General features: G+C 75.1%; 14 protein-coding genes and 1 pseudogene. 9 read left to right on the top strand and 6 right to left on the bottom strand.

Annotation, left to right across the window (positions count from 1 at the left end; genetic code table 11):
- The first annotated feature begins 186 nt into the window (after positions 1-186).
- Both OG403_RS05195 and OG403_RS05200 read left to right on the top strand, forming a co-directional pair.
- Positions 187-882, top strand: a complete 696-nt coding sequence (locus tag OG403_RS05195; protein WP_329561807.1) for a FadR/GntR family transcriptional regulator — start codon at positions 187-189, stop codon at positions 880-882.
- Positions 883-995: 113 nt separating this feature from the next.
- The gene (locus OG403_RS05200) at positions 996-1,277 is read left to right on the top strand and encodes a hypothetical protein (RefSeq protein WP_329561809.1); all 282 of its coding nucleotides are present in this window, start codon (positions 996-998) and stop codon (positions 1,275-1,277) included.
- Positions 1,278-1,346: 69 nt separating this feature from the next.
- Here OG403_RS05200 and OG403_RS05205 read toward each other — a convergent pair whose 3' ends face one another.
- Positions 1,347-2,453: an NADH:flavin oxidoreductase/NADH oxidase gene (locus OG403_RS05205; RefSeq protein WP_329561811.1), complete on the bottom strand. Its 1,107-nt coding sequence runs from the start codon at positions 2,451-2,453 to the stop codon at positions 1,347-1,349.
- A gap of 90 nt (positions 2,454-2,543) precedes the next feature.
- Between OG403_RS05205 and OG403_RS05210 the strand changes: the two genes are divergently transcribed.
- The 4 genes from OG403_RS05210 (at position 2,544) to OG403_RS05225 (ending at position 9,048) form a co-directional block, all read left to right on the top strand.
- Positions 2,544-2,924: an ArsR/SmtB family transcription factor gene (locus tag OG403_RS05210; protein WP_329561813.1), complete on the top strand. Its 381-nt coding sequence runs from the start codon at positions 2,544-2,546 to the stop codon at positions 2,922-2,924.
- 42 nt (positions 2,925-2,966) lie between these two features.
- Positions 2,967-3,362 carry an SSI family serine proteinase inhibitor gene (locus OG403_RS05215; protein WP_329561815.1) on the top strand — a complete coding sequence of 132 codons (396 nt, stop codon included), beginning with the start codon at positions 2,967-2,969 and terminating at the stop codon, positions 3,360-3,362.
- A 342-nt stretch (positions 3,363-3,704) separates the two neighbouring features.
- Positions 3,705-7,580, top strand: coding sequence for a Pls/PosA family non-ribosomal peptide synthetase (locus tag OG403_RS05220; protein WP_442910860.1), 3,876 nt, complete (start codon positions 3,705-3,707; stop codon positions 7,578-7,580).
- 4 nt (positions 7,581-7,584) lie between these two features.
- Positions 7,585-9,048 (top strand): M1 family metallopeptidase, encoded by a 1,464-nt coding sequence (locus OG403_RS05225; RefSeq protein WP_329561816.1) that lies wholly within the window; start codon positions 7,585-7,587, stop codon positions 9,046-9,048.
- A 67-nt stretch (positions 9,049-9,115) separates the two neighbouring features.
- On the opposite strand, the gene OG403_RS05230 is transcribed toward OG403_RS05225, so the two are convergent.
- Positions 9,116-10,150 carry an ArsR/SmtB family transcription factor gene (locus OG403_RS05230; RefSeq protein WP_329561818.1) on the bottom strand — a complete coding sequence of 345 codons (1,035 nt, stop codon included), beginning with the start codon at positions 10,148-10,150 and terminating at the stop codon, positions 9,116-9,118.
- 172 nt (positions 10,151-10,322) lie between these two features.
- Here OG403_RS05230 and OG403_RS05235 point away from each other — a divergent pair, with 172 nt between their 5' ends.
- Positions 10,323-11,186, top strand: a complete 864-nt coding sequence (locus OG403_RS05235) for an isocitrate lyase/PEP mutase family protein (RefSeq protein ID WP_329561819.1) — start codon at positions 10,323-10,325, stop codon at positions 11,184-11,186.
- A 12-nt stretch (positions 11,187-11,198) separates the two neighbouring features.
- Here the strand turns inward: OG403_RS05235 and OG403_RS05240 are convergent, their stop codons facing one another.
- From OG403_RS05240 to OG403_RS05250, 3 genes are read right to left on the bottom strand one after another with little or no spacing between them, the layout of a single operon-like run.
- The gene (locus tag OG403_RS05240; RefSeq protein WP_329561820.1) at positions 11,199-15,764 is read right to left on the bottom strand and encodes a hypothetical protein; all 4,566 of its coding nucleotides are present in this window, start codon (positions 15,762-15,764) and stop codon (positions 11,199-11,201) included.
- 35 nt (positions 15,765-15,799) lie between these two features.
- A complete protein-coding gene (locus OG403_RS05245) occupies positions 15,800-16,654 on the bottom strand; it encodes a hypothetical protein (protein ID WP_329561822.1) in 855 nt (284 codons plus the stop codon).
- Between the two features lie 52 nt (positions 16,655-16,706).
- Positions 16,707-18,230: a hypothetical protein gene (locus OG403_RS05250; RefSeq protein WP_329572109.1), complete on the bottom strand. Its 1,524-nt coding sequence runs from the start codon at positions 18,228-18,230 to the stop codon at positions 16,707-16,709.
- A 170-nt stretch (positions 18,231-18,400) separates the two neighbouring features.
- On the opposite strand from OG403_RS05250, the gene OG403_RS05255 reads away from it, so the two are divergent.
- Both OG403_RS05255 and OG403_RS05260 read left to right on the top strand, forming a co-directional pair.
- Positions 18,401-18,667, top strand: coding sequence for a hypothetical protein (locus OG403_RS05255; protein ID WP_329561823.1), 267 nt, complete (start codon positions 18,401-18,403; stop codon positions 18,665-18,667).
- 130 nt (positions 18,668-18,797) lie between these two features.
- Positions 18,798-19,055 (top strand): annotated as a pseudogene (locus OG403_RS05260) (hypothetical protein); the annotation flags it as partial.
- Here the strand turns inward: OG403_RS05260 and OG403_RS05265 are convergent.
- Positions 19,038-19,829, bottom strand: coding sequence for an inositol monophosphatase family protein (locus OG403_RS05265; protein ID WP_329561825.1), 792 nt, complete (start codon positions 19,827-19,829; stop codon positions 19,038-19,040). The pseudogene OG403_RS05260 and the gene OG403_RS05265 sit on opposite strands and share 18 nt — an antisense overlap.
- Positions 19,830-19,948: the final 119 nt, after the last annotated feature.

Raw genomic sequence — 19,948 nt, forward strand, 5'->3', positions numbered from 1 at the left:
GCTCCTGACACTTCGCACGGCCGGCCGCGGCCACCTCTGCCGCAGCCACGATGACGCCACTATTGCTTCAAAGGTATGACTTATTCAAGAGCGTGACATCAAATCGTCATACTTATCGACCGGGGTGCCTCGCCAGCGCTTCCAGGGCCGAGTGGGGCGCGGTTGCGGGTCATCTACGCTGAGTGGATGGAGATCCAGGGGCTACCCGGCAAACTGCTCGCCGAGTTGGGACCGGCCATCGCATCGGGGGACCTGCCCGAGGGGGCGGTGCTGCGGATCGAGGAGCTGGAGGCGCGCTTCGGGGTGTCCCGCACGGTGGTGCGCGAGGCGGTGCGGGTCCTGGAGTCGATGCGGCTGGTGGCCTCCAAGCGGCGGGTCGGGATCACCGTGCAGCCCCGGGGCGACTGGGACGTCTTCGATCCGCTGGTGATCCGCTGGCGACTGGCCGGCGCCGACCGGGCCGCCCAGCTGCGCTCGCTGGGCTCCCTGCGGGTGGCCATCGAACCGGCGGCGGCGGCCCTCGCCGCGCAGTACGCGAGTGCCGACGACTGCCGGGAACTCAGCTCGCTGGCCGTGGAGTTGACGGTCACGGCGCGGGCCGCCGACCTGGCCGCGTTCCTGCGGCACGACATCGCCTTCCACGCCACCGTGCTGCGCGCCTCCGGCAACGAGATGTTCGCGCACCTGGGCGACACGGTGGGCGCGGTGCTGACCGGGCGCACCGAGCACAAGCTGATGCCGCACCAGCCGCGTGCCTACGCGGTGCAGTTGCACCGGGAGGTGGCGGAGGCGATCTGCGCCGGGGCGCCGGACCGGGCCGAGCAGGCGATGCGGACCATCGTCACGGGGGCCATGCAGGAGCTGGCCGCCGAACTGGGGTAGCCCCCAGCGCGAACCGGCGCGCCGGAGTCGGGTGTTTGCGACCGGCGCGCGCGGGCAGGCAGTGGGCACGGCGGGAGGGTCCGCCTGTCTCAGTTCCCCGGGGGTTCGTACCGATGGCCGCTGCCCGCAGACGGATGCCGGACGAGGTGCGGGCCGCCGCCGTCCGCACCGTCCTCTTCCTGGCCTTCACGCTGGTCAGCCTGACCGTGGCCACGATGGCCTCGCTGGCGCACGCGAAGAAGACGCTGACGGTGATGTTGCTGGTCAGCGGAGTCGGCGTGTTCGGGATCGCCTGGTGCCTGCTGGAGATCGTGATCTCGCGTCAGATCGCCGCCCAGCGGCGCCGCGGCCCCGGGCACGACCTGCCGCTCACCGGCAGCCGCCCGACCCGCTGAACCGGCTGCGGGTCGGGCGCGTCAGGGCGAAGCAGCGCCCGAGCGGGCGAGCGGACGAGCGGACGGGGCTCAGCCGCGGTTGCCGATCGCGGTGGCGTACTGGCTCGGCCAGCGCCGCTCCGCCGACAGCTCGCGGGCGGCGTGCTGAGCGAAGTACGGGTTGCGCAGCAGCTCGCGCCCGAGCAGGACGGCGTCCGCGCGCCCCTCGGCGATGATCTGCTCCGCCTGCGCGGGCTCGGTGATCAGGCCCACCGCGGCGACCGGCAGCCCGGTGGCCTCGCGGACCCGCTCGGCGAACGGCACCTGGAAGCCGGGGGCGACCGGGATCCGGGCGTCGGGCACCAGGCCGCCGGTGGAGACGTCCAGCAGGTCGATGCCGATCGCCTGCAACTCCTTGGCGAGCCGGACGGTGTCCTCGCCGGTCCAGCCGGTGCGCTCCTCCTGCGGGTTCTCGGTCAGCCAGTCGGTGGCCGAGGTGCGGAAGAAGACCGGCAGCTCGGCGGGCCAGACGGCGCGGACGGCGGCCGAGACCTCCAGCGCGAAGCGGATCCGGTTCTCGAAGGAGCCGCCGTACGCGCCGGTGCGGTGGTTGGAGTTCGGCGAGAGGAAGGAGTGGGTGAGGTAGCCGTGCGCGCCGTGCACCTCGACCACCTGGACGCCGGCCGCCAGCGCCCGCTCGGCCGCCTCGGCGAAGGCCCGCACGATCTCGCCGATCTGCTCGACGGTGAGCGCGTCCGGGTCCGGGTGGTCGCCGAAGGCCTGGGCGGACGGGGCCACCGTGCGCCAGCCGCCCTCGCTCTCGGGGATCGAGTGGCCACCGACCCAGGGCGACTTCGTGGAGGCCTTGCGCCCCGCGTGCGCCAGCTGGATTCCGGCCACCGCGCCGTAGCTCCTGATCCCGTCGACCACCCGGGCCAGGCCCTGCTGCTGGCGCTCGTTCCACAGGCCGAGGTCGTTGGGGCTGATCCGGCCCCCGGGGGTGACAGCGGTCGCCTCGGCCAGGATCAGACCGGTGCCGCCGGCCGCCCGGCTGGTCAGGTGGGTGAAGTGGAAGTCGGTGGCCACACCGGTGTCCGGGCCTTCGCCGGCCGCCGAGTACATGCACATCGGGGCCATCCAGACCCGGTTCGGGATGGTCAGTTCGCGCAGCGTGATGGGCTCGAACAGGGCAGACACGGCAGGCACCTCGAAGGGCTCGGGGATTGGTACGAGAGTCACCGTACTACGAAGCTCGTCGTAGTACGAGACCTGCCATACAATGACCGGGTGAACGATGACGCGAGCACCCGCCTGCCCGAGCCGGCGGCGGCCGAGATCCGCCTGGCGGCCGTGCTGCACGCGCTCGCGGAGCCGCTGCGCCTGCGGATCGCGCGCGAGCTGGCCGCCGGGCACCTGGAGATGGCCTGCATCGCGTTCGGCCTGCCGGTGACCAAGTCGACCGCCACCCACCACTTCCGGGTGCTGCGCGAGGCGGGGGTGATCCGCCAGCACCGGCGCGGCACCTCGCGGGTGAGCACGCTGCGTTCGGCAGAGCTGGACGCGCTCTTCCCCGGACTGCTGGACCGACTGCTCGCGGCCGCCGAGGCCGAGGAGCTGCGCGACCCGGCGCCGACTTCCGCGTCCGCCGCCGCGCCCACGATGGAGTGACGGCTTGGGCGTGCCGCGTAACCCGCTGGTACCCCTGTCCGCGTGATCTCCCTGCGTATCCGCGCGGCGCTGTACGCGCTCGCCCTCGCCTTCCTCAGCGTGCCCACGCCGGCCCAGGCTCAGCCGGTCGGTACAGGCACCCAGCTGCGGCTGACCATCCGGGCCGACACCACCGGAGCATCCCGGGTCGTCGAACTGCTCTGCGACCCGACCCGCGGCGACCACCCGAGGGCCCAGGAGGCCTGCGACGCGATCGCGGCCGCCAACGGCGACCTCGACCAGCTGCACGGCACGCCCGGCGTCCTCTGCGACGACCTCTACCAGCCGGTAACCGCCGACGCGGCCGGCTTCTGGCAGGGACAGCGCGTCAACTGGCAGCACCACTTCGCCAACCCGTGCGGACTGCACACCAGAACCGATCCGGTCTTCCACTTCTGACCACGCCGCCGAGCGGCCCGCTGCGCCGCTCGGCGTACCCGACACACCCCCCGGGTGTTACCTGAGTCACATCCGAAAAAATTTCCTGACGGACCGTCAACTTGACTGACGGTCCGTCAGAGTCATTGCCAGGCAGTGCACATCAGAACTGATGAACAGTCAGTTTCGAACCGAACGTGGCCAGTTGGGCGTAACGCCCACTCGCCACTTCACTCCGTAGCGGTCTACCATCGATCGGGTTGTTGTGCTCCGGGTCGGAGCGAGACACCCAGGCGTGCGGATCCTCGCAGGTCACCAGGGGTCCGAGAGCGGCCCGAGTGGGGGACGAGGGACGAGGACCGCATGGCTGTCATGACTCAGATCAGCACCCAGGGTGACCAGCAGGAGCCGGTCGCCCCCAGTGGTGCGCCCGCACTCTTCGGCACCAGCCCGGCTCCGGCGCCACGCACCCTGGTCGACGTGCTGGACGCCACCGTGAGCGCCCATCCGCACGAGCCCGCGCTGGACGACGGGCACACCCAGCTCAGCTACCGCGCGCTGGCCGCCGAGGTCGAGGCGCTGCGCCGCCGGCTGGCCGCCGCCGGGGTCGGGCTGGGCGACCGGGTGGGCATCCGGGTCCCGTCCGGCACCAACGACCTCTACATCGGCATCCTGGCCACCCTCGCGGCCGGCGCGGCCTACGTCCCGGTGGACGCCGAGGACCCGCAGGAGCGTGCCGACCTGGTCTTCGGCGAGGCCGAGGTGACCGCCGTGCTCGGCGCCGACGGCGAGCTGACCGTGCTGCGGGCCGGCAGCGGCACCGCGCAGCGGCCCACCCCGGAGCACGACGCGTGGATCATCTTCACCTCCGGCTCCACCGGCAAGCCCAAGGGCGTGGCCGTCACCCACCGCAACGCCGCCGCCTTCGTGGACGCCGAGGCCGCGATGTTCCTCCAGGAGGAGCCGATCGGCCCCGGTGACCGGGTGATGGCCGGGCTCTCGGTCGCCTTCGACGCCTCCTGCGAGGAGATGTGGCTGGCCTGGCGGCACGGCGCCTGCCTGGTGCCGGTCCCCCGTTCCCAGGTGCGCGGCGGCGCCGACCTCGGCCCGTGGCTGGCCGAGCAGGAGATCACCGTGGTCTCCACGGTGCCGACGCTGGCCGCGCTGTGGCCCGCCGAGTCGCTGGGCGACGTCCGGCTGCTGATCTTCGGCGGCGAGGCCTGCCCGCCCGAGCTGGTCGAGCGCCTGGTCACCGAGGGCCGCGAGGTGTGGAACACCTACGGCCCGACCGAGGCCACCGTGGTCGCCTGCGGCGCACTGCTGACCGGCGAGGGGCCGGTGCGGATCGGCCTGCCGCTGGACGGCTGGCAGCTGGCCGTGGTCGACGAGCAGGACCGCCCGGTCGCGATGGGCGACAGCGGCCAGCTGGTGATCGGCGGCGTCGGGCTGGCCCGCTACCTGGACCCGGTCAAGGACGCCGAGAAGTACGCCCCGCTGCCCGCGCTCGGCTGGGAGCGCGCCTACCGCAGCGGCGACCTGGTCCGGGCCGAGCCCGAGGGCCTGCTCTTCCTGGGCCGCGCGGACGAGCAGATCAAGCTCGGCGGCCGGCGGATCGAGCTGGGCGAGGTGGACGCCGCGCTGCAGGCGCTGCCCGGCGTGGCGGGCGCCGCGGCGGCCGTGCGGACCGCGCGCGGCGGCAACCAGCTGCTGGTCGGCTACCTGGTCACCCAGGAGGGGTTCGACCGCGAGGCCGCGGTGGCCAAGCTGCGCGCCGAGCTGCCCGCCGCCCTGGTGCCGCTGCTCGCGCCGGTCGCCGACCTGCCCACCCGCACCTCCGGCAAGGTGGACCGCAACGCGCTGCCCTGGCCGCTGGACCTGCCCGACTCCGGCCCGACCGAGCAGCTCTACGGCACCGAGGCCTGGCTGGCCGAGCAGTGGAGCGAGATCCTCGGCGTGCCGGTGACCAGCGCCCGGGACGACTTCTTCGCGATCGGCGGCGGCAGCCTGGCCGCCGCCCGGCTGACCACGCTGCTGCGCACCCGGTACCCGGCCGCGGCCGTGCTCGACATCTACCAGCAGCCGGTGCTGCGCAAGCTGGCCCGCCACCTGGTGCGCTCGGCGCAGGGGGACGGCGCCGAGCGCACCATCGCGCTCACCCCGCGCCGGGCCCAGCTGCTGCAGCTGCTCCTGCTGCTGCCGCTGTTCACCGTGGTCGGGCTGCGCTGGACGGTCGCGCTGCTGGCGCTGGGCAACCTGCTGCACTGGTTCGGTGCCTACCCGTGGGCACCGGGCGCCTCCTGGTGGCTGGTCGGTGCGGGCGCCGCGCTGCTCTTCAGCCCGCCCGGGCGGCTCGCCATCGCGGCCGGCGGCGCCCGGCTGCTGCTGCGCGGGCTGACTCCCGGCAGCTACCCGCGCGGCGGGTCGACGCACCTGCGGCTGTGGGCGGCCGAGCGACTGGCCGAGGCGAGCGGCGCGACCGAGCTGGCCGGCTCCTGGCTGGTCCGCTACGGCCGCGCGCTGGGCTCCAAGATCCACTCCGAGGTGGACCTGCACTCGCTGCCGCCGATCACCGGGCTGCTGAAGCTCGGCCCGGGTGCCGCGATCGAGGCCGAGGTGGACCTGTCCGGCTACTGGCTGGACGGTGACCGGCTGGAGGTCGGCACGGTCAAGATCGGCTCGGGCGCCGTGGTCGGCACCCGCAGCACCCTGCTGCCGGGCGCCAAGGTCAGCAAGCGGGCCGAGGTCGCGCCCGGCTCGGCGGTCACCGGGACGGTGCCGACCGGGCAGCGCTGGGGCGGCGCGCCCGCCGCGAAGCTGGGTCGCGCCGAGCGCGCCTGGCCCAAGCAGCGCCCGCCGCGCCGGCCGCTCTGGGCGGCGGCGTACGGGGTGGGCGGCTTCGGCCTGACCCTGCTGCCGGTGCTGGCGGCGCTGCCCGCGCTGCTGCTGGCCGGCCGGTTCATCGGCTCGCAGGACTCGCTGGGCCCCGCGCTGCGCGGCGCCCTGCTCGCCGTCGCGCCCGCCGCGCTGGTCTTCGGCCTGGGCTACGCCGCGCTGCTGGTCGGCGCGGTGCGGCTGCTCAGCCTGGGCCTGCGGGCCGGGCACCACCCGGTCCACAGCCGGCAGGGCTGGCAGGCCTGGACGGTCAGCCAGCTGATGGACCTGGCCCGGGAGACCCTCTTCCCGCTCTACGCCGGCCTGGTCACCCCGCTCTGGCTGCGGCTGCTCGGGATGAAGGTCGGCCGCCGCGCCGAGGTCTCCACCGTGCTCGCGCTGCCCAGCCTGACCACGGTGGGCGACGGCGCGTTCCTGGCCGACGACACCCTGATCGCCCCCTACGAGCTGGGCGGCGGCTGGCTGCGGATCGGCCCGGCCGAGATCGGCCGCCGCGCCTTCCTCGGCAACTCCGGGATGACCGCGCCCGGCCGGGCGGTGCCGGACCGGGGCCTGGTCGGGGTGCTCTCGGCGACCCCGAAGAAGGCCAAGAAGGGCAGCTCCTACCTGGGCCTGCCGCCGGTGAAGCTGCCGCGCACCGCCGAGGGCGGCGACCAGAGCCTGACCTACGACCCGCCCACCCGGCTGCTCTGGGCGCGCGGGCTGGTGGAGCTGGCCCGGCTGCTGCCGGTGTTCTGCTCGGTGGCGCTGGGCGTGCTGACCGTGGCCGCGTTCTGCGCGCTGGGCTCGCCGTGGCTGATGGCGGTGCTCTCGGGCGTGCTGCTGCTCCTTGCCGGGGCGCTGGCCTGCCTGGTCTCGCTGGCCGCGAAGTGGCTGCTGGTCGGGCGGTTCCGGGCGGTCGAGCACCCGCTGTGGAGCAGCTTCGTCTGGCGCAACGAGCTGGCCGACACCTTCACCGAGGTGCTGGCCGTGCCGTGGCTGATCGGCGCGGTGCCCGGCACCCCCGTGATGACGCTCTGGCTGCGCGGCCTCGGTGCCCGGATCGGGCGGGGCGTGTGGTGCGAGAGCTACTGGCTGCCCGAGGCCGACCTGGTCACCCTCGGCGACGGGGTCAGCATCAACCGCGGCTGCGTGCTGCAGACCCACCTCTTCCACGACCGGATCATGCGCATGGATACTGTGGAGCTCCGTGCGGGTGCCACGCTGGGCCCGGGCGGGATCGTGCTGCCCGGCAGCACCATCGGGGCGCGCAGCACGCTGGGCCCGGCCTCGCTGGTGATGCGCGCGGAGTCGGTCCCGGCGGACACCCGCTGGCTGGGCAACCCGATCGAGGCCTGGCAGGCGTAGCAGGATGACCGGCACAGCACAGGGAGCGGGCGCAGCAGTGGGCAGCAAGCAGGTCGACCCGTACTTTCCGGACCACGGCGACCCCCGCTACCGGGTGCACCGCTACGAGCTGACCCTCGACTACCGGCCCGGCCCGAACCGGTTGGCCGGCTCGGCCCGGATCGGCGCGCTGGCCGGCCCCGAGGCGCTGCGCGAGTTCGCGCTGGACCTGGCGGAGTTCCGGATCGGCCGGGTGCTGGTCGACGGCAAGAACGCGCACTACGCGCACCGGGGCGGCAAGCTGCGGATCCGCCCGGCGCGGGCGGTGGCGGCCGGGGCGGCGTTCACCGTCGAGGTGCACTACAGCGGCAACCCGAGGCCGGTGCGCAGCCAGTGGGGCGGCCTGGGCTGGGAGGAGCTGACCGACGGCGCCCTGGTGGCCAGTCAGCCGATCGGCGCGCCGTCCTGGTACCCGTGCAACGACCGCCCCGCCGACAAGGCCTCGTACCTCGTCTCGCTCACCACGCCGTCGCCGTACGCGGTGGTGACGGGCGGCCGGCTGCTCACCAGGACCACCCGGGCGAGCAGCACCACCTGGGTCTACGAGCAGGCCGCGCCCACCTCGAGCTACCTGGTCGGGATAGCGATCGGCGCCTTCGAGAAGGTGCTGCTGGTCGACGCCGAGCCGGGCGCGGTGCCGCAGGCCGGATACGTGCCGCCGGCACTGGTCCCGCACTTCGCGGGCGACTTCGGGCGCCAGCCGCAGATGATGCGGTTCTTCCAGGAGCTGTTCGGACCCTATCCGTTCGGCGAGTACGTGGTGGTGGTCGCGGACGAGGAGCTGGACGTCCCGGTCGAGGCGCAGGGCATGGCGACCTTCGGGACCAACCACGTGGACGGGGTGCGGGGCTCGGAGCGGCTGGTGGCGCACGAGTTGGCGCACCAGTGGTTCGGCAACAGCGTCACCATCGCGGACTGGCGGCACATCTGGCTCAACGAGGGCTTCGCCAAGTACGCGGAGTGGCTCTGGGCCGAGCACTCCGGCGGCCGCACCGCCCAGGCGCACGCCGCCGAGGCGCACCGGCTGCTGGCCGCACTCCCCCAGGACCTGCGACTGGCCGACCCCGGCCGCAAGTTGATGTTCGACGACCGGCTCTACGAGCGCGGCGGCCTGACCGTGCACGCGCTGCGGGTCGCGCTCGGCGAGGACGCCTTCCGGCGGATGCTGCGCGAGTGGGCCACCGGGCGACGGAACGGCGTGGTGACCACGGCGGACTTCATGGCCCACGCACAGCGGTACGCGGCGTCCGGCGAATCGGTGGTCGAGCTGTTCGACGCCTGGCTGTTCGAGGGCGCACTGCCGGCCCTGCCGGTGCGGCCCGAGCCGGCGGCACCGGTCGGCGCACCGGTACCGGTGGTGCCGGTGGCGGCGCGCGCTACCGCCGGTCCGCTGGGCATCCTCCGGCGGCCGCTGCGTCCGGGGCGCTGACGGCCGACCCGGCGGGGCGGGCGGGATCGCCGTCGACCACGGCATCGGCCGGGTCGGGCGGGCACACTCACCGGGCAACGGCCGGGTACGCGTCGGCGGACGGGCCGGCGGACGGGCCGGCCAGCAGGGCGTCGGCGAGTGGGGTGCGGGCGTAGAGCACAGAGCGGCCGGCCCGGTGGGCGGTGGCCAGGCCGGCGGCGCGCAGGGCGGTGAGGTGTTCGGAGACGCTCGGCGCGGACAGGGTGGTGCGGCCGGCGAGTTCGGTGGTGGAGGCCGGGGTGTCCAGTTCGGCCAGCAGCTGCGCGCGGGTGCGGCCGAGCACCCCGGCGACGGCCGCGCCGATGTCGTCAGGGGCGGGGCGGCGCTCCCAGAGGGTCGCGATCCCGTCGGCCGGGTAGGCGAGTTGGGGTGGGGCCTCGGGCACGGCACGGGTCAGCACGTGCGGCCAGGCGAAGGCGGAGGGGATCAGCAGCAGGCCGTCACCGGTGTCGGCGCGGGTGACGGCACAGTGCCGCTGCGCCAGGGTGAGCGCGTCGCCGTCCCAACGCACGGTCGGGTGCAGCGTGTTGAGCAGGTCGGCGACGCCCTGCGCGGCCACCTGCCGAGCCCGGCGGGTGATGTCGGCCTCCAGCAGAGCGCGGATCCGGGCCCAGTAGGGCGCCAGGGCGAGCTGCCAGTACGCCTCGATCTCTCTCGTCAGCCGGGCCAGACCGGCGGCCGGGTCCCGGTGCAGGGCGCGCGCGCCGGGCGGCAGCCGACCGCCGTGGTCCCGTGCGAGGCCGTCCAGCTCCAGGCGGACCTGGGCCGGATCGGTGGCCCGGACGGCCGCCAACTCCTCGGCCAGCGAGGGAGCGGGGGAACTCGGGGTCGGGTTGAGGAAGTCGGGCAGGTAGCCGGTGGCCGGGATCAGCTCGGCCAGCCGGCCCCGGTCCAGCCCGGCGGCGGCCAGCCGGGGTCGCACCTGGCGTTCCCAACCTCGGTGCGCGGCCGGGGTCCGCGCGCAGGTGAGGGCCCGGACGCTGGTGACCACCTCCCACAGGGGGGAGACCGCGAACCGGGTCTGGGCGAGGTCGCCGGCCGTGAACACGAGCGCCGTCCGCATGGCTGCCCCCTGCCTGTCTGCTACCGGTAACCGATGAGGATTCGGCCTCAGCCTAATCTGTGGAGCGGTTCGGCTCGGCTCGGGCACTATGAGGGCACGGGACACCCGCTCCCGCTGCCCACTCCGTGCTCCGCACTCCATGCCAAGGCGGCCCCTCATGTCTGTTGACGCCATGTCTGTTGACGCTCTCGCCACCGGAACCCTGCCCTCCGTCGACCCGGCCACCCGGGCCAAGGCCCGACGGCTGCGCGAACTCGCCGGCGAATCCGTGCTGGTGCTGCCCAACGCCTGGGACGCGGGCAGCGCGGCGGTGATCGCCTCGGCCGGCGCCCCGGCGGTGGCCACCACCAGCGGTGGCGTCTCCTGGTCGCTCGGGCACGGCGACGGTCAGCACGGCAGCCGCGCGGCGATGGTGGCGGCGGCGGGTCGGATCGTGGCGGCCGTCGACGTCCCGGTGACGGTCGACGCCGAGGGCGGCTACGGCCCCGGGCCGCAGGCGGTGGCCGACACCGTGCGGGCCCTGATCGCGGTCGGCGCCGTCGGTGCCAACCTGGAGGACTCCCAGGCGGTGGGCGGCCCGCTGTTCCCGGCCGGCGAGCAGGCCGCGCGGCTGCGCGCCGCGCGGGCGGCGGCGACGGCCGCGGACCTGCCGGAGTTCCTCGTCAACGCGCGCACGGATGTGTTCCTGTTCGGCATCGGTGAGCCGGCGGGCCGCCTGGACGAGGTCCTCTCCCGCGCGGCGGACTACGCCGCGGCGGGCGCCGACAGCCTCTTCGTCCCCGGCCTGCTCGACCTCGACGTGCTGACCGAGCTCTGTGCCCGCTCGCCGCTGCCGGTCAACGCGATGCTGCTGCCCGGCGGCCCGTCCGTCCCCGCGCTGGCCGCCTGCGGCGTGCGGCGGATCAGCGCCGGCACCGCGCTGGCCCAGGCCGCCTACACCGCCGCCCACCGCGCCGCGGTGGAACTCCTCGGCCCGGGCACGCTCGACGCCCTGGCCGGCCCGCTGGGCTTCGGCGAGCTGGACGGCCTCTTCTGAGGCCCGTCCGGCTCACTCCCCCGCCGCCACCTCCGCCGGGCGCTTGAACATCCGGGTGGCCGTGATCTCGCCGTGGATCGCCGGACCGTCCGGGTCCTGCGGGGCCGGCAGGCCGGGGCGCAGGTGCTCCTCGACGGAGATGTACTTGAGCCCGGCCCGCAGGTCGGCGTCGTTGCGCAGCCGGATGACCAGCGGGAACTCGGCGAGGGCGGTGGTGTCGAAGAGGCCGGTGGTGTAGATCAGCTGGACGCCGAGCGCGTCGGCCACCGCGCGCTGCAGTTCCAGCAGGTAGGTGGCGTTGGCGCGGCCGATCGGGTTGTCCAGGAAGAGCGTGCCGGCGTGCCGCAGCTGCGACTGGCCCCGGTCGTTGGCGCGCAGTGCGGCCATCGTGCAGTAGAGCGCGATGGCGGCGGTGAGCAGCTGGCCGCCGGAGAAGACGTCGGACATCTGACCCACGCTCACCCGCTCGGCGCGCAGCACCGCGTCGGGTTTGAGGATCTCCACGCTCACCCCCTTGGGGCCGATCGCCGCCGCCACCGCGCGCAGCAGCAGCGACATGCCGTCGCGCCGTAGGTCCGAGTTCTTCTTGACGGCGGACCGGGTGGCCTCGTCGATCACCTCGCCGAGCCGCTCGGCGAGCACCGTCTGGTCCGGGTCCTCGAAGCGGATCCGCAGGAACTCCTGGCCCGACCACTCGCCCAGGCCCTCGGGCAGCCGGGAGAGCCGCTGGGCGGCGCGCAGGGTGGCCAGCGAGGTCTCCACCAGGCCGCGCAGCCGGTCCACGATGGAGCCGCGGTTGCGCTCCAGCTGGGTCAGCTCGTCGGTCAGCACCCGCAGGCGCGGTGCGAAGGCCTCGGCCCAGGCGGCGGCGTGCTCCGGCAGTGCGGCGGCGGGCAGTTCACGGATCTGCTGGCGGGCGGGGGTGCGCACGGCCTCGTAGCGGGCGGCGTTGGCGTGCCGGACCAGCGCGTCACTGGCGTCGCGCACGGCGAGGTCGGCGGCGGTCAGCTCGGCGGAGGCGGTGCGCAGCGCGCGGCGGGTCTCGGTGGCGGCGGTGCGGGCCTCGGTCAGCGAGTCCAGGTACGGCTCGGCGGCCGACTCGCCGTCCTCCGCGGTGTGGTCGCGCAGACCGTCGCGCAGCTGGGCGGCCGCCTCGTCGAAGTCGGCGGCGGCGGACTGGGCGGACTGCAGGGTGCGCAGCAGCTCGCTGTGCTCGATCCGGGCGCTCTCCAACGCCTCGCGCCGCTCGGCGAGTTCGCCGGTGGCCACGCGCAGCAGCTGCTGGGCGTGCTCGGGGTCGGCGGGGACCAGCTCCGCGGGCAGTTCGGTGTGCGCCTCGCCGGAGGCCGGCGCCGAGCGCTCCACCTCGCCGCGCAGCCGGCCGAGTTGCTCGCTGGCGACGGCCGAGCGGGACTCGATGGTGGCGACCAGTTCCTCGGCGCGGGCGGCGGCGGCCTGGCGGGCCGGGCCGTCGGCGCCGTCGGGGCTGTTCAGCAGCTCCTCGGCGCGGATCCGGACCTTGTTGGTGAGGCGGTCCAACTCGGCCTGGGCGGCGGTCTGGTCGCTCTCCGCGCGGGCCTGCTCGGCCCGCAGGTCGGCGCCGACACCGACCTTCTCGTAGAGCTGGGCGGCGGCCCGGTAGGCCTCGCGCAGCGCGGGCAGCGAGGCGGTCGGCAGCTCGTCGCTGACCGCGACGGTGCCGGACAGCTCGGCCCGCTCGGCGCGCAGGGTGCGCGCGGTGCGGCGGGCGTCGTCGGCGGCGCGCTGGGCGGCCCGGCGGTCCTCGTCACAGGCCTGGGCCCGCTCGGCGCAGGCGGCCTGGCGGCGCTCGCACTCGGTGGCGTCCTCGGCCAGTTCGCGCAGCGACCTGGTCCAGGTGGCGCGCTCGCGCAGCCGGAACGCCAGGCCGGCCAGCGCGTCGGCGCGGCGGCGGGTCTGCTGGGCGGCCTCCCGGCGCTCCTCGTGGACGCCCACGGCGGCGACCCGGTCGGCCTCGGCCTCGGCGTGCTCGGCGCGGGCGGCGGCCAGCTGGGCGGTGGCGAGCTCGGCCTGTTCGGCGGCGGCCGACATCGCGTCGGCCAGCTCGGCCAGGGTGCCGGGCGGGCAACTGGCCTGCCAGGAGGCGAGCCGGGCGGCCAGCGCGCGGTCGCCGCCGAGGCGGGCGGCCAGCTCCCGGATGTGCTCGTCCCGGGCGCTCGCCCGTCCGCGCAGCTCGCGGCGCTCGGTGTCGGCGGCGGACTCGTCGTGCATGGCCGGGTTCGGCGGCACCAGGAAGAACGCGGGCTCGTCGGTGATCGGGGCGATCAGCGCGGCGGCGGTGCCCACCGCGACGGTGGAGCGCGGCAGCAGCGCGGCGGCCTGCAGCGCCTCGCGGGCCCGGTCCAGCGAGGACGGGTCGGTGACCACCACGCCGTCGACCAGTTCGGGGCGGGCGGCCAGGATCCGCTCGTGGTCGAGCGGGTCGACGGACTGGGCCAGGTAGCGCCAGCCGGGCAGGGCCGGGATGCCCTGCTCGCCGAGGTACTCGACGGTGGCCAGCACGTCGGGGCCCGGCGGCAGCAGGCCGCCGTCGCCGAGCGCGGCCAGGATCCGGGAGTCGTCGGCGGCGGCGGTGCGCAGGTCGAACAGGGTGCGCTCGGCGGTGGCCACCGCGCCTTCGAGCAGCTCGGTGAGGTCCTCGGCGGCCCGGTCCAGGACGTCGGGGGTCAGCGTGTCCGAGGTGTCGTCCGGGTCGCTTTCGTAGTACGGGGTCAGGCCCAGCAGTTCGGCCAGCCGGGTCTCGCCGGCCAGCTGCGCGGCGGTGCGCCGCTCGGCGGCCAGCGCGCGCTGGGCGGCGGTGCGGGCATCGCTGGCGCGGGCGGCGGCCAGCTCGGCGCGGCCCTCGGCGGCGGCGGCCTCGCGGGTGCGGGCGGTGGCCTGCTCGGCGGCGGCGCGGACCTGGTCGAGGCCGGCGGTGGCGGCCTGCTCCGCGTCGGCGGCCTGCAGCGCGGCGCGCACGGGGTCCACGTCGGCGGCCGGGTCGATCCAGCCGGCGGCCACGGCCGCCTGGGTCTCCTGCTCGACCTCGACCAGCCGCTGGCGCAGGTGGTCGGCGTCGGAGCGGGCCTTCTGCCCGGCGGTGGCGGCGGCCAGCGAGTCGGCCTGGGCCTTGGCGCCGTCCTGCTGGAGGTCGGCGGCGCGGGCCTCCTCGGCCTCGGCGCGTTCCTCGGCGGTGCCCGCGGCGGCCTCCAGCGCGTGGGCGAGCGCCCCGGCGGCCTGGGCCCGGGCGGCGAGCGCGGGGGCGGCGTCCAGCTCGGCCTCGCGGATCGCGACGGCGACCCGGGCCGCGCGGTCGGCGGCGGCGCGGTGGCGCAGCACGGCCTCGGCGGCCTGCCAGGCGGAGTGCAGGGTGCGGGCGTCGAGCAGTTCGCGGCGCAGCCCCGCGGCCTCGGCGGTGGCGGCGGCCAGCGAGAGGGTGGCGTGCCGGTGGGTCAGCTCGGCGGTGATCAGCGCGTGGCGGGTGCGGTCGGCCTCCGCGGCGGTGACCGCGCCGGCGGCGGTGGCCACCTCGATCGCCAGGTCCTGGGCCCGCTCGCGCTCGGCACCGGCCCGGGCGGCCAGTGCCTGGGCCAGTCGGCGGGTGCGGCGCTCGGCGGCGCGGTGCGTCTCGCGCACGCTCTCCCGGGCACCGGTGGCGGCGACGATCCGTTCCAGCAGCTCCAGCGAGCCTGCGGTGAAGTCGCGTTCGGCGGTCAGCTCGGCCCGGCGGCCGAGCTTGGCGGCGAAGCCGTGCACCAGGTCGGCCAGGCCGTCGGTGTCCCGGGTGTCGGTGACGGCGCGCAGCAGCAGGTCGGTGAAGTCGGCGTCGTGCTTGACCGCGAAGAGGCCGGCCGCTTCGCCCTCATCGGCGTTCATCTCGCGCTGGTAGCGGAAGAGTTCGGGGTCCAGGCCGAGTTCGCCGAGGTGCTCGGTCCAGCGGTCGTGGCCGTCCTCGAAGGTGAGGTCGAGGTAGGGATAGGCCTTGCCGGCCTCGGTGAGGGAGTCGCGGAAGCCCTTCATGGTGCGGCGGCGCCCGCGCGGCCGGGCGCTCGGGTCGCCGAGGGTGGCGCGCTCGGCGACCGGCAGCGAGTCCAGGGTCAGGCCGGGGCCGGGGCGGAAGGAGTACCAGGTCTCGGCGAACTTGCGCGGGTCGGAGGAGACCTGGCGGCCGCGCCACTCGCTGACCTTGCCGACCACGATCAGCTCACCGGTGACGGTGTGCTGCCACTCCAGCGCGACGTGCCCGCAGTCGTCGGCGAGCAGGAACTTGCGCAGCACGCCGGAGCTGGCGCCGCCGAGCGTGTTGCGGTGGCCGGGGAGCATCACCGAGAAGATCAGCTTGAGCAGCACCGACTTGCCGCCGCCGTTCTCCAGGAAGAGCACGCCGGCCGGGGCCGGGCGGCGCTGCGGCCCCTCCGGCTCCTCGCCGAAGAGGCCCGGCTGCTGCGGGGCGGGGTTGGCCACCGGCTCGCCGACGCCGCGCAGGTCCAGGACGGTGTCGGCGTAGCGGGCGCCGGCCGGGCCGATGGAGTAGAGGCGGACCCGGTTGAGCTCGTACATGAACTGACTTTCAGCTAAGGAGATCTCAGGGGGACTCAGAGCGAGTGGAACGGCAGGCCGGCGTCGGCGACCAGTTCCTCGGTGTGGTCGGCGGGCAGCAGGGTGGCCGTGCCGTCGCTGACCGGGACCACGCCGAGGTCGAGCAGCTCGGCCATCGCGGCGCTGCCCGCCAGGTCGCGGACCTGGAGCTGGTAGCGGGCGGTGGTGCGGTAGGTGCCGCCGGCGTCGTCCGAGGTCTTCTGCAGGAAGCCGGAGTCGACCAGGAAGGCCACCGCCTTGCCGGTGATGCCGATGGTGGAGCCGGAGAGCCGGCGGGCGTCCTTGGTGGCGCCGGTGGTGGAGCGGCGGGCCCAGACCCGCCAGGCGGCCTCCAGGCCCGGGGCCTCGCTGGTCGGGTCGGTGTTGTCGCCGGCCTGCTCGGCCTGCTCCTCCAGCCGGCGGCAGGCCTGGCGGACGAAGGCGTCCACGCCGTTGACGGTGATCCGGCCGAGGTAGCCGTCGTCGGCCAGGTCCTCGGGGCGGGGGAAGGCGAGGGCGGCGACCGCGAGGTGGGCCAGGCCGTGCAGGAAGCGGTCGGCGGTCTCGGAGGCGGCGCGGCGCGAGTAGTCGCCCATCTTGACCGCGAAGACCGAGTCCTCGGCGGCGGCCACCGCCATGCCGGCCCGGGCCGAGACCTCCAGCACCACCAGGCCGAGCCCGGCGGCCACCGCGTCGGCCAGCCGGGCGAACAGCGGGTCCTCGCGGTGGCGGCGGACCAGCTCGGCGTACTCGGCGTCCCGCGCGGGCAGCAGCTTGGCCTGCAGGCCGAAGGAGACCAGCCGGGCGGCGTCGGCGACGTCGGCGGGGGTGACCGGGTGCTCCCGCGGGGTCTCGTCCTGGGGGGTGGTCACGTGGCTTGCTCCTCGGTCGTACTGATGGATCGTCACTGCGCGTCCTGCCGGGTCACTGGGCGTCCTGCCGGCCCGCCGCCATGCCGACCGCGTCCAGCAGCGCGCTGCCCACGATCAGGTCGGCGCCGCCGAACTCCGGGTCGGCCAGCGCGGTGCCGTCGTCCACCGCGAAGAGCAGCCGCTCCTCGCCCTGGCGGTAGGCGGTGCCGACCGGGGGGCTGGCGGCGTGCACGGCGAGCAGCGCCACCAGGTAGGGCAGCTCGGGGTCCTGCTTGCGGGCGTCGGCGAGCAGGCCCGAGAGCCGGCGGGGCGCGTCGGCGGGCAGGTCGAGCAGCACCAGCGCGGCCTCCAGCTGGGCCTCGGAGAACCGGCTGTCGTCGGGGGTGGCGACCAGGTCGGGGTCGGGCAGCTCGGCGCCCAGGTGCTCGCGTTCGACGGGCGGGGTGAGCAGCAGGTCGACCAGGTCGGTCAGCCGGACGGCGGTGGGGGTGCGCAGGCCGATGCCACGGGCGAAGAAGGCGTCGGTGGGCCGGATCGCCTGCTCGATCGGCAGCCGCAGCACGGGCGCCAGCAGCTGGCCGTAGAGGTCGACCCCGGAGCGGGCGGCGGGCGCGGCGAAGGCCTGCCGGTCCTGCTCGGCGCGGAACAGCGGGCCGGCCTCCAGCAGGCGGGTCTGCAGCTGGGTGTGCCGGCGGATGCAGTCCTTGACGATGTCGACCAGCTCGGCGGCCTGCCGCTTGTGCTCCGCGCCCTCGGCCTCGTCACGGGCCCGGCGGATGTTGGTGAGGATCGCGTTCTCGTGCCGGTAGCGGTCGGCGATGTGGTCCAGCGCCTCGTCGATCAGGTCGGGGATGGCCTGCATCCAGTCCACCGCGCGCACGTTGCGCCGGGTCGCGTCCAGCGCACGGCGCAGCGTCTCGGCGTACTGGACGGTGCGGTAGCGGGCCTGCTCGGCGGCGAGCTGGGCGTCGGCCAGCCGGCCGCGCCGGATCAGCACCTCCAGCTTGACCTCGGCGGCGATCTGCGCCGAGGTCACATCGGTGTCCAGCGCGCCGACCAGGACGTTGACCGCCTCGTCGGTGGTGCGCAGGTAGACCCCGCCGTCCGGGCCGGGGACCTCCTCGATCAGCTTGAAGTCGTAGTCCCGGCGGACGTAGCCGCCGTCCGCGCCGAAGGTGCCGTAGACGGCGCGGAAGCCCCGGTCGACGCTGCCGACGTTGATCAGCGACTCCAGCACCCAGCGGGCCACCCGCTGGTGCTCGGTGCCGGGGCGCTGCGGGTGCTGGGCGGCGACCCGGGGCAGCAGGCGGGCCAGCACTATCTCGCGGTCGGCTCCGGTGTCGAAGTCCATGTGCAGGGTGACCAGGTCGATCGCCGCCAGGCCGACCTCGGCCATCGCGTAACCGCCGTACTCACCGGCCAGGTTGACCTTGCGGTTGTCCAGGTCGTGCAGCGGTGCGGTGCAGGCCAGCGCCTTGAGCCGACGGGCCAGTCCCTCGTCGGCGGCCGGGCCCGGCGCGGGGCGGGCGGCGCCGGTGGGCGCGGGGAACTCGCGCTCGGTGGGCTGATCAGCGATGACGGTCACGGTGGACAAGCCTAGGGCCATCGACCGACAGGGCCTGAAATGGGGTGGTCCTCCCGGTTTGCCCCGAGCTCGGACGGCACTCTCGGGGAAAGTTGAACGCGTTCAAATATCGGCCTACAGTCAGCTCCGCCGGATCACGCCGCTGCCCTGGGGGGAATCACATGACGGCCGAGGCCGCCGAGCTGCGCACCGTACGCCGCTGGCTCTGGATCTTCATCGTCTGCCTGGTACTCAGCGGGCTGACCGCCTTCCCGCTGCGCGCCGAGACCGACTGGGCGCTCGCCCTGGCCCACCGGGTGCCCGCGCCGGCGCTGCTGCTCGCCTGGCTGGACCGGGTCCACGCCGGGCTGATAGAGACCGGCGAGCGCTACCCGTTCCTCTTCTACGGGACCGACTGGCTGGCGTTCGCGCATCTGACGAGCGACTGAGCTGCGACGCAGCGGAGAGTGGGGGCCGCCGAGATGGGGGCACCTCCCGGCCGAAGGCTGGGGGCGAGGCGGCACCCGCCCGCAGCGAAGGAGCAGCTCACAAAGCGGCCCAGTGAAGCTGTTCGCCGGGGCGTTCTGGGGGCCGCTGCGCGATCCGGTGCGCAATGTCTGGGTGATCCAGTGGGCGCTCGGGGCCTGCGCGGCGATCGTGCCGCTGGCACTGATCTGCGGACCGCTGCGCGGCATCCCGGTCTTCTGGCGATGTATCGACATGTCGTTCGGAGTGTTCGGGGCGATCCCGCTGCTGCTGGTGCTGCGGGCGATCCGGCGCCTGGAGCGGGCCCAGGCACCGGCCGGCGCGGTACCCGCGTCACTCCTCCAGTACTGAGCGCACCGTGGTCCAGCACTGCGGGTCGGCCGCCACCAGCAGCCCGGTGCGCTCCTCGGCCGCGCGGTACTCCGCGCCGTCCAGCCGCCGCGCCACCCCGCCCGCCTCGCGCACCAGCAGCACACCCGGCGCGTGGTCCCAGGGCAGCGTGCGGTGGTAGCGCAGGAAGTCGAGTCGCCCGGTCAGCAGGTCCGGGTAGTCGACGCCGGCGCTGCCGGTCCCGGAGCCCAGCTCGGCGAGCCGCCCGGCCGCCCGGGCCACCCGCTCGCGCGCGGCCGGGTCCAGGAAGCGGGAGAGCGCCGCCCCGCGCAGTTCACCGAGCGTGCCGGGCGCCGGTGCGCGCCGCAGTCGCACGCCGTCCCGCCACGCGCCCGCGCCCTGCTCCGCGCGATAGACGTGACCGGTCGCGGGCTGCACGATCCAGCTGGCCACCGCCTCCCCCGCGCGCACCAGCGCCGCCATCACCGCGTAGTGCGGCCGGCCCGCCACGAAGTTGGCGGTGCCGTCCAGCGGGTCGACCAGCCAGGCGGCCGGCGCTTCGCGCAGCGCCGCCGCCAGCCCGGGGTCGGCCGCGCTCGCCTCCTCCCCCACCACGGGGATGTCGAGCAGCGCACGCAGCCGACGGGTGATCAACTCCTCCGCCTCCCGGTCAGCGGCAGTGACCACCTCGCCCGGACTCTTCTCGCTCACCTCCCCCTCGGCCAGCGCCTGGTAGCGGGGCAGGACGGCGGTGACCGCCGCCTCCTGAAGAATTTGCGTGACCTCGTCAATCATGCAGAGCATCGTAGGCAGCCCGGGGCAGGGCGGCGACCAGCCGAGTCGCGTGCGCCCGAACGGGGTGACCGGGGCGGACCGGGCCAACCCGGAAGCCCTACCATCCCCTCAGGCATCCA

Origin of the sequence: Kitasatospora sp. NBC_01266 (assembly GCF_036242395.1) — a bacterium.
Classification (GTDB): Bacteria; Actinomycetota; Actinomycetes; order Streptomycetales; family Streptomycetaceae; genus Kitasatospora.